At 75.1% G+C, this 9293-nt stretch carries 11 protein-coding genes; 2 read left to right on the top strand and 9 right to left on the bottom strand.

The annotated features are described in order from the left end of the window. Positions 1-44: 44 nt before the first annotated feature. A complete protein-coding gene (gene arfB / locus GTW43_RS15140) occupies positions 45-476 on the bottom strand; it encodes an alternative ribosome rescue aminoacyl-tRNA hydrolase ArfB (RefSeq protein ID WP_161302436.1) in 432 nt (143 codons plus the stop codon). 210 nt (positions 477-686) lie between these two features. Between arfB and GTW43_RS15135 the strand changes: the two genes are divergently transcribed. Then, positions 687-1262 (top strand): TerD family protein, encoded by a 576-nt coding sequence (locus GTW43_RS15135; RefSeq protein WP_161302434.1) that lies wholly within the window; start codon positions 687-689, stop codon positions 1260-1262. A gap of 69 nt (positions 1263-1331) precedes the next feature. Here the strand turns inward: GTW43_RS15135 and GTW43_RS15130 are convergent, their stop codons facing one another. The 3 genes from GTW43_RS15130 to GTW43_RS15120 are packed head-to-tail and all read right to left on the bottom strand — an operon-like array spanning position 1332 to position 3274. Continuing rightward, entirely contained in the window at positions 1332-1520 is a 189-nt protein-coding gene (locus tag GTW43_RS15130; protein WP_202501460.1) for a hypothetical protein, read from the bottom strand. A gap of 4 nt (positions 1521-1524) precedes the next feature. Next, positions 1525-2610, bottom strand: coding sequence for a MerR family transcriptional regulator (locus GTW43_RS15125; protein WP_161302432.1), 1086 nt, complete (start codon positions 2608-2610; stop codon positions 1525-1527). A 46-nt stretch (positions 2611-2656) separates the two neighbouring features. Further along, a complete protein-coding gene (locus GTW43_RS15120) occupies positions 2657-3274 on the bottom strand; it encodes a LysE family transporter (protein ID WP_161302431.1) in 618 nt (205 codons plus the stop codon). A gap of 241 nt (positions 3275-3515) precedes the next feature. Here GTW43_RS15120 and GTW43_RS15115 point away from each other — a divergent pair, with 241 nt between their 5' ends. Then, entirely contained in the window at positions 3516-4028 is a 513-nt protein-coding gene (locus GTW43_RS15115; RefSeq protein ID WP_161302428.1) for a GNAT family N-acetyltransferase, read from the top strand. An 89-nt stretch (positions 4029-4117) separates the two neighbouring features. On the opposite strand, the gene GTW43_RS15110 is transcribed toward GTW43_RS15115, so the two are convergent. The 5 genes from GTW43_RS15110 to GTW43_RS15090 all read right to left on the bottom strand — a co-directional run bounded on the left by GTW43_RS15110 (position 4118) and on the right by GTW43_RS15090 (position 9151). Further along, on the bottom strand, positions 4118-4900 hold the full coding sequence (locus GTW43_RS15110) for an alpha/beta fold hydrolase (RefSeq protein ID WP_161302427.1): 783 nt from the start codon (positions 4898-4900) through the stop codon (positions 4118-4120). A gap of 190 nt (positions 4901-5090) precedes the next feature. After that, positions 5091-6482: a M1 family metallopeptidase gene (locus tag GTW43_RS15105; RefSeq protein WP_161302425.1), complete on the bottom strand. Its 1392-nt coding sequence runs from the start codon at positions 6480-6482 to the stop codon at positions 5091-5093. 39 nt (positions 6483-6521) lie between these two features. Beyond that, the gene (locus GTW43_RS15100; protein WP_161302423.1) at positions 6522-7685 is read right to left on the bottom strand and encodes a hypothetical protein; all 1164 of its coding nucleotides are present in this window, start codon (positions 7683-7685) and stop codon (positions 6522-6524) included. Beyond that, complete coding sequence (locus GTW43_RS15095) at positions 7682-8278, bottom strand: ankyrin repeat domain-containing protein (protein WP_161302439.1); 597 nt, start codon at positions 8276-8278, stop codon at positions 7682-7684. The genes GTW43_RS15100 and GTW43_RS15095 overlap by 4 nt, the downstream gene beginning before the upstream one ends. Before the next feature lie 306 nt (positions 8279-8584). Next, a complete protein-coding gene (locus GTW43_RS15090; RefSeq protein ID WP_161302421.1) occupies positions 8585-9151 on the bottom strand; it encodes a heme-binding protein in 567 nt (188 codons plus the stop codon). Positions 9152-9293 lie beyond the last annotated feature (142 nt).

Raw genomic sequence — 9293 nt, 5'->3', positions numbered from 1 at the left:
CGCGGGGAACTGCGCGAGAAGCCCCACCGGGCCGCACACGACGTCTACCAGTCCCGGCCCGCGCGGCCGCGCCCCCGCTTCGTCTCGGCTCGTGCCTTCTTCTCCCTGAGCCGGCGCTCGTTGATCCCCCGGGGAATCCGCGTGGCCCGCCGCGGCTTCGGCGGCGGCGCCGTCGCCTCGGCGAGGAGCGCGGCCAGCCGGACCGCCGCCGCCTCCCTGTTCCGCCACTGCGAGCGGTGCTCGGAGGAGCGCACGGAGAGGACGCCGCCGACGAGCCGGGAGGCGAGCCGCTCCAGGGCCCGCTCCTTCCAGACCGGCGGCAGCGCCTTCGTCGCGGCGAGGTCGAAGCGCAGCTCCACCTGGGAGTCGCTGGTGTTGACGTGCTGGCCGCCCGGCCCGGAGGACCGCGAGAAGCGCCAGACCAGCTCGGCCTCCGGCAGGACGACCGCACCGCGGATGGGATAAGGACCGGACATGCGTCCATGGTCGCGCGTACGTGCGGCCGCGTCACGCCGTTTTCCCGGCGTCGCGGCGTCCCGGCGACCCGAGTAAAGAAAGTAAAGGGAGCTGGAACCCTCGGGTACCCCGTTCGCGTTCATACGGGTACGAGTAGCTTCGACTGCGTACGCAGTCGAAGTGCACACGCACTCGCACACCGCGCAAGCAACGAGGGAAGGACTCCCGCAATGGCAGTAAGCCTGTCCAAGGGTGGCAACGTCTCGCTCACCAAGGAGGCTCCGGGCCTGACCGCCGTCACCGTGGGCCTCGGCTGGGACGTCCGCACCACCACCGGCACCGACTTCGACCTCGACGCCTCCGCGATCGCGGTGAACCCGGAGGGCAAGGTCTACTCGGACGGCCACTTCGTCTTCTTCAACAACAAGCAGACGCCGGACCAGTCCATCGTCCACACCGGGGACAACCGCACGGGCGAGGGCGCCGGCGACGACGAGGCGATCAACGTGAACCTGGCGGCGCTGCCCGCCGACATCGACAAGATCGTCTTCCCGGTCTCCATCTACGACGCGGAGAACCGCTCGCAGAACTTCGGCCAGGTGCGCAACGCGTACATCCGCATCATCAACCAGGCGGGTGGCGCCGAGATCGCGCGCTACGACCTGTCGGAGGACGCGGCCACCGAGACCGCGATGGTCTTCGGCGAGCTCTACCGCAACGGGGCGGAGTGGAAGTTCCGCGCCGTCGGCCAGGGTTACGCCTCGGGCCTGGTCGGCATCGCCCAGGACTTCGGCGTCACCGTCTGACCCGAGCCACCCGCGCCGGCACGGCGCACCACCGGGCCCCGGCGCGCTCCCGCGCCGGGGCCCGGCCCGTCAACCGGCCACCGCGACCAGGCCCGTACGGTCCCGCCGCAGCGGAGCCGAGGCCAGCCCCGCCACGCCCCCGCCGTGCGCGGTCGCGGCCCAGCCGAGGGCGAAGGCGAAGACGGCGTTGCCGGTGAGCGACGCGAGCAGACCGCCGAGCCACAGCGCATAGGAGGCGGGGAGTCGGCCCGTCGGCACCCGGTCAGTCCTCCAGGCGGACGGGCATGAGGAGCGAGTACGCGTCCTCGTCGTCGGTCCTGCGGACCGCGATCGGGGCGGTGGGCGCGCCGAGTTCGAGCACGAGCCGGTCGCGGCCACCCCCGTCCAGCGCGGCCAACGCGTCCAGCAGATAGGCCCGGTTGACGGCGACGCACTCCCCCGCTTCCCCGACGTCGCCCTCCGCGACCGGGCCGACGGCGCCGTCGGCGTCGATCCGGAGCACGCTCACCTCGTACGCGCCCGTCTCGTCGAGCCGGGCGGGGCCGCTCAGCAGGGCCGCGCGGAAGGCGGCGACGTCCACGGCCGCTCGGCGCCCGCCGCCGGGCGGGAGCAGCCGCCGGTAGTCGGGGAAGTCGTGGTCGACGGCGCGGCCCGCCGTCTGCCGGTCGCCCGCCTCCAGCGTGACGCGGCCGTCCGCCACGACGAGCCGCACCGGGCCGTCCCCGACGGACAGGGCGCGCATCGCGTCGGCGAGCGCGGTGGGCACCACGACCTGCACCCGGCCCCCGTCGCCGTGCCCGGTCACCGCGGTGCGTGCGACCGCCATCCGGTAGCGGTCGGTGGCGACGGTGTGCAGGTCCCCGCCCTCGAGGTCGAGCAGCACCCCGGCCAGCATCGGCAGTTCCGGGTCGCGGCTCACGGCGAACCGGACCGCGTCGAGGGCGGCGGCCAGGCCGTTCGCGGACAGTTCCACGTCGGCGGTGGCGGTACGGGTGGTCGTCACGGGGTTCTCCCTCAGGTCGAGCAGCGATCGGAGTGCGGAGAACGCGTCGCGGGCGTCGGACAGCCCCTGTTCGAGGCGACGCAGGTGCGCGTCGAACAGATGCCGTACGAGATCGGTGTCCGGGCCGGGCCAGCCGGCCGTCACCAGCCGGATGTCGGCCAGCGGCATCCCGGCCCGGCGCAGCCCGGCGAGCATGCGCGCCTCGTCGAGCTGCCCGGGCGCGTACCAGCGGTAGCCGCTGACCGGATCCACCCAGGCCGGGACCAGCACTCCGGCCCGGTCGTAGAACCGCAGGGCGCTCACCCCGAGGCCGCTCTCACGGGCCATCTCACCAATGCTGCGCATGTCGCTCTCCACACCCGGGACTGTGGGCCCTGAACCAGGTCGAGGGTCAACCTGTCACGGCCAGCCTCACCGCGAGCCCCGTGATGAGCACACTCGACGCGCAGGCCGTCACGAGCCGGCCCCGCGGCCCGGTGAGCCCGCGGCCGAGCAGCGCACCGCCGCCGGCGAGCAGCAGTTGCCAGCTCGCGGAGGCCGCGAACGCCGCGAGCGCGAACACCACCCGCTGCGCGGCGCCGGTGACGGTGCGGGTGTCGCCGAGGACGAGCGCGGTGAAGTAGACGACGGTCATCGGATTGAGGAGCGTGATGCCGAGCAGCCCGAGGTAGGCACGGGTCCCCGCGGGTGCGTCGGGCCCGGCGCCGCCGGGGTCCCCGCGCCGCCGGAGCGCCCCCAGCGCGGTGTGCGCCGCGAGCACGAGCAGGACGGCCACCGACGCCCAGCGCAGCGGGGTGCGGACGCCCTCGACGACGGGCGTGAGGGCGGCGCCGCCCGCGACCGCGGCCAGGGCGTAGGCCCCGTCGGCGGTGGCGACCCCGAGGGCCGCACACGCGCCGGTGCGCAGACCGGTGCGGGCGGACAGCGAGACGAGGTAGGCCGACACGGCCCCGACCGGCACGGCGATCCCGTACCCGGCGAGGACCCCCGCGACCAGCGCCCCGCTCACGCGAGGGGCGGGATCGGCCTCCGCCCCGGACGCGCCTGCTGCTGTCGCCGCGCCGCGGGGGCGAGGGCGGACAGCGGGCGCGGGATGTACGGGGAAGGGGTCACGCGGGCATCGTGGCCGACCGCCGCGCGCCCCCGCAACGCATTTCCCGCCGCGCACCGTCCCCCGTACACCACCGCCGCACACCGACCGCCGCACACCGACCGCCGCGCTCTCCCGGCGTCCCTCTACCCTCGACCCCGTGCTGATCGAACGCCTCGACCCCGGTCCCGACCACGCCCTGCCCGGTGAGCTGCTCACCGAGGTCACCGAGCTGTACGCGTCCAACCGTGAGTTCTTCGCGCTGAGCGGGGACTTCCCCGACCCGGACGCCATCACGACCGAGCAGGTCGCGGCGGCGCTCGCCGACGACCTCGCGCGGCCCGAGTCCGAGGCGTTCCTCGCCCGGGCCGGGGGCCGGGTCGTGGCGCTGGCGCTGACGACGGCCCGCCACCCCGATCCGGCCGACCCCGACCCCTGGCTCGGCCTGCTCCTCGTCGACGCCCGCACCCACCGCGCGGGACACGGCCGCGCGACGGCCCGCGCGGTCGAGGACCACTTCCGGGCCGCCGGCCGCACCGCCCTGCGCCTCGCGGTCCTGGAGAACAACCCGAAGGGCCTGGCCTTCTGGACGGCCCTCGGCTACCGGGAGATCGCCCGCCGCAAGGACCTCGACCTGGGCCGCGACTGCCGGGTGCTGCGCAGGGAACTCTGAGCCGGCCACGGCCCGAGCCCCGGCCGACGTCCCACCCGACCGCTGACCGGGCACCCCGCGTTCCGGCTGCTGCCCGAGGACGGGTGAGGCTACAGAGCCCGGGCGAGCAGGGGCAGCAGCCGGTCCCAGTGCCGTGCGAGGCCGGCCGCGTCGTACGCGTCCGTGTCCCGCATCGTGAAGCCGTGGGCGGTGTCCGGGTAGATCTCGGAGGTGCAGGTCAGGGCCGTGACCTCGGCCAGGGTCGCGTTGAGGGCGGTCAGGTCCGCCGGGGTCAGGTCGCTCGCGGCGTGGCCGAAGTGCGCGTGGCCGGTGAGCCGGGCGAGGGTGTCCGGGCCCGCGGCGGCCACGGGGGCGTGGAAGGCGGCGACGGCGGCGACCCGGTCCGGGTGGGCGGCGGCGGTGCGCACCGCGAGCAGGCCGCCGAAGCAGTAGCCGGTCACCGCGACCGGGCCGGGCGCGGCCTCGGGCAGGTCCGCGAGGACGCGCAGGTACACGGCGGCGTCCGCGAGGGTGCGCCCGGCGGTGTGGGCCTCGATGAGGGGCATCAACTGCGCCATGACCCGGGGCCGTTCGGCGGCGTCGATGTAGTCGGGGAGATCCATCACCGGGGTCGGGCGGTCCCGGTAGAAGACGTTCGGGACGAGGACGCAGTAGCCGTGCGCGGCGAGTTCGCCCGCGAGCTCGCACAGCACCGGCCGGATGCCGAAGCCGTCCGGGTACATCAGGACGCCGGGGTGCGGGCCACCCCCGTCGGGGAAGACGGCGAACGCGTCGGCGGTGCCGTCGGGGGTACGGATGCTCAGGGTCCGGTTCCGCGTCCCGGGCCGTGTCTGCTGCTGGTCCTCGTGCTGGGGCTGGTCATCTGTGGGCATAGGGCCCGCAGCCTAGACGACGCCCGGGGGCCCGGGCGAGGGCGGCGCACCACGCGCCTCCCGCCCGGCCGGGCCGGCCCGCGGCGCGGCAACGCCGCCTGCACCGGCCGGTGTTCGGCCGCTCACCGGCGCCGGCCCGACACCCACTCCGGCGCCACGCGAGCGGCAGCTCCTGGGCGGCCCCGGCCGCTCAGGCACTCCCCGGCTTTCCCGAGCCGTGGAGCCAGTCCTTCCAGACCCCGGCGAGCGCCTCCTTCTCGCCGGGGTTCTCGCGCTCCACGTACGAGGTGAACTCGGCGGTGTCGGCGTTCCCGTGGCGGTGGTCGGCCGGCCAGGACCGCAGCAGGCGCCAGAACGCGCGGTCGCCGATCGTCTCGCGGACCTTGTGCAGGACCATCGCGCCCCGGTCGTAGACGGGCAGGGCCGAGATGTGTGCGGCGTCCGGCGGACGTGCGGGCGGGAAGGCCCACAGGGGATCGGAGGACGGCAGCGCGTAGCGGTCGTCGAAGATCCGCTGCGCCGTGTCCCCGCCGTGGTCCTCCTCCCACAGCCATTCGCCGTAGGTCGCGAAGCCCTCGTTGAGCCACATGTCCTGCCAGGTGCGCGGCGTGACGCTGTCGCCGTACCACTGGTGGGCGAGCTCGTGCACGAACGTGCCGAGGCCGGGGGTGCCGGGGAAGACCGGGCGATTCTGCGTCTCCAGGGCGTAGCCCGCGTCACCGTCCCGGTCGATGATCGCGCCGGTCGACGAGAAGGGGTAGGGGCCGAACTTCCGGGTCTCCCAGGCCAGTACCTCGGGCAGCCGGTCGAGCACCTTCGCGCTCGCGCGCTGCTCGGCGGGGTCCACGGCCGTGAGCACGGGCAGCCCGTCCGGGGTGCGGGACTCGCGGACGGTGAAGCGGCCGACGGCGAGCGTCGCGACGTAGCTCGCCATCGGCTGCGCCACGTGCCACGCGTACGTGGTGCGGCGGCCGTCCGCGGACTCCTTGCGGCTGCGCAGCTCGCCGTTGGACACCGCCTGCACGTCCGTGGGGACGGTGACGGTGATGTCGTACGTCGCCTTGTCGGAGGGGTGGTGGTTGCCGGGGAACCACGCCATGGAGCCGGTGGGTTCGCCCAGGGCGAGGGCGCCGTCGGCGGTGCGCAGCCAGCCCTCCTCGGAGCCGTCCGGGTCGGTGATCGTGACGGGCGCGCCGTCGTAGCGGACCGTGGCGCGGAACGTGTGCCCCCGTGGCAGCTCGTCGCGCGGGCGGAGCGTCAGCTCGGTGCCGGTGCGGCTGACCACGGCGCGCTGCCCGTCGACGGTGGCGCCGCGCACGGTGAGCCCCTTGAGGTCGAGGTCGAAGGCGCTGAGGTCCTTGCGGGCCCGGGCGGTGATGACGGCGGTGCCGGTCAGCTCGTGCGTGGCGGGGTCGTAGCCGAGGTCGAGGGCGTAGTGCGTGACGTCGTAGCCGCTGTTGCCGAGCCGCGGGAAGTACGGGTCGTCGCGCACGCCGGAACCGCCGGGCTCGCCCTGCACCCCGCCGCAGCCGACGAGTGCGGCCAGCACCAGCGGGATCACGAGGCGGCGGTAGGTGCGCACACCTCGTGATCCTAGAGTCGCCGGGCGGCGCGCGCCCGGTCAGAGGACGGCGATGCCCAACGGGCGCGAGCCGGCGGACAGTCGGCGGGTGTCGCCGCTGTCGAGGTCGACGACCGTGATGCCGTTCCAGTAGCCGTCGCGGGTGAACCCGCCGGTCACATAGGCCGTCCGCCCGTCGGGCGACACCGCGACGTCCTCGTGCGGGCCCTTCAGCGGGATCACCTTCTCCTTGCCGTCGGCGGTGCGGACGGTCAGCGACGGGCCCTCGTCGCGGGACGGGTCGATGGGGCCGGTGCCGACGGCGAGGAGCGTGCCGTCGGGGGTGACGGTGACGCCGTGCTGGTGGGTGTTCGCCGTCATCCGCTCGACCGTCGAGCGCCCGGTCCGCGGGTCGAGCACGACGAGCTTCTCGCCCTCGAACGGGAACAGCAGCCTCCCGTCGGAGGGCCGCACGGCCGCGTAGTGCGGCTTGAGCCAGGAGCCGAGGCCGCCCTCGGTGCCGTAGGGGGCGACCTCGATGCGGCGCGCGTCGTGGCTGCGGGCGTCGACGACCGTGACGTCGAAGGAGTCGTGGTCCGTCACGTACACCTCGCGGCCGTCCCGCGACACGTCGACGTCGAACGGGCGGCGGCCGACCCCGGTGGCGTCGGTGACCTCGCGGGTCCGGGTGTCGATGGTCTCGACGGTGCCGTCGCCGCCGGGCACGTTGACGCCGACGTAGGCGTGCCGGCCGTCGGGCGCGAGCGCGATGCCCATGCCGCCGCCGCGGTACTCGCCGCCGGTGACCGGCCCCAGGCCCTTCGTCCGGTACGGGATCAGGTCGACGCGCTCGCGCCGCTCGGTGTCGACGACCGCGACGCCCTCGGCGGTGGCCACCCAGGCGCGGCCGTCCTCGCCGACGGCCAGGCCGTACGGGTACGCGCCCGCCCGCACCGAGTCGACCGGCCCCTTCTCCGGGTCGACGAACGTGACCGTGTCGGCGCCGAAGTCGGCCACCAGGAGGGTGCCGTCCGGGGTCCGCCCGGTCGGCTCGGGGCCGGGGCCGCGGACCGGGGACGAGGCGTCCCCGGGAGACTTCCCGGCGGACGGCGCACCCCGGTCCGTCCCGTCCGCGCCGCCCGCCGTCGTCGAGCAGCCGGCGAGCAGCGCGGCCGCGGCCAGCGCGAGCACCACGGTCCGGACCGGCCGGTCGCGGCGCGTCACCGTACGGCCCTCAGCAGGCCGGCGATCTCGGTGAAACCGCGGCGCTCGGCGTGCTCCAGGGCGGTGACCCCGTCGCCGTCGGGCAGGCCGGGGGTGGCGCCCGCGGTGATCAGCAGCTCCACGATCTCCTGGTGGGCGCGGCCGCCGTCGCCGAGGATCACGGCCTCGAGGAGGGCGGTCCAGCCGAGCCGGTTGACGTGGTCGACGTCGATGTCGGTCTCGCGCAGCAGCGCCCGGACGTACTCGACGTGGCCGCGCTCGGCGGCGGGGATCAGGCTGATGCCGCCGAAGCGGTTGGTGACCTTCAGGCCGGGGCCCGCGGGCAGCAGCGCGCGCATCATGGCGACGCTGCCGGTGACCCCGGTGACCAGCCAGGCGCTGTCGTCCCGGTCGTCCTGGGCGTCCGGGTCGGCGCCCGCCGCGACCAGCACGCGCGCGGCGTCGACGTGGTCGTGGAGCGCGGCGAGCAGCAGGGGCGTGCGCCGGTGGCTGTCGCGGGCCTCGACCGGGGCGCCGTCGTCGAGGGCGGCCCGCACGGCGGCGGCGTCTCCGCGTCCGGCGGCGTCCAGCAGGGCGCGGCTGTGGGGGTTCATGGCGGCTCTCCAGGGGGCGGTCGGCCGGGTCCTGGACATCCCGGCCGCGGTGACGGTGGCGAGGTGGATCCCGGCCGCGTGCAGCCGGGTGACCGCGACCTGCACGGCGAGGGTCAGCGGCACGGCGACGGTCCTTCCTGCGGCGGTGGGGCGGTTCGTCGGGGGGCGCGTGCCGGGTGCACGCGGATGTGCCGAAGCCCGGCGGCGTCGGGACGGGGGGAGTCCGACGCCGCCGGGAGTCTGCGATGCCCGGCGGGCTGCCTCAAGGGTTACCCAGGGCTGCCCCGGGGCTGCCTCAGGGCTGCCTCAGTTGAGGGAGGAGACGCCGGCCTGGGCGAACTTCTCGTCGAGGTCGCCGGAGGGCGCACCGGCCACACCGATGCCCGCGATCGGGGCGTTCTTCGCGGTGACGGGGGCACCGCCCGCGAGGAAGAGGGTGTCCGGGATGTCCTTGAGGGTCGGGGCGCTGTCGAGGCGCTTGACCAGCTCGGAGGTCGGGGCGTTCCAGGACACGGCGGTGTACGCCTTCTTCACGGCCGACTCGTAGGACTGCGGGCCGGCGCCGTCGCCGCGCAGGGTCAGAATCGTGTTGCCGTTGCGGTCGACGACGGCCACGGAGACCTTCTGGCCCTCCTTCTCGGCGGCGTCCAGCGCGGCCTGCGCGGCCTTCGACGCGGCGTCGATCGACAGGTGCGTGGTGGTCGTCGTGGCGTTGCCCTTGACGTTCTTCGCGGCGGCGGCCGGAGCGGCGGCCTGCGTCGACTCGGAGGCGCTCGCCGAGTAGGCGCCGAAGCCGCCGAGGGCGATCGCGGCGGCCAGGGTGGTGCCGGTGATGACGCGGGTGCGCTTCGAGACCTTCTTGACGTGCTTCATGAGGATCCATCTCCCAGGGTGTGAAGGGTGGCCGGTCCACTGCCGGCCGGTACGGCCAGGTCGGGTCCGGGGAAGGCTCGGCCCACCGGTGCTTCCCGGTCCTGCCGTCCCGCTCCGGTATCCATCCTGGGTCCGCGCACCA

The sequence above is a fragment of the Streptomyces sp. SID5785 genome, assembly GCF_009870065.1.
Classification (GTDB): Bacteria; Actinomycetota; Actinomycetes; order Streptomycetales; family Streptomycetaceae; genus Streptomyces.
This window is presented reverse-complemented; position numbering and strand designations above follow the sequence as displayed.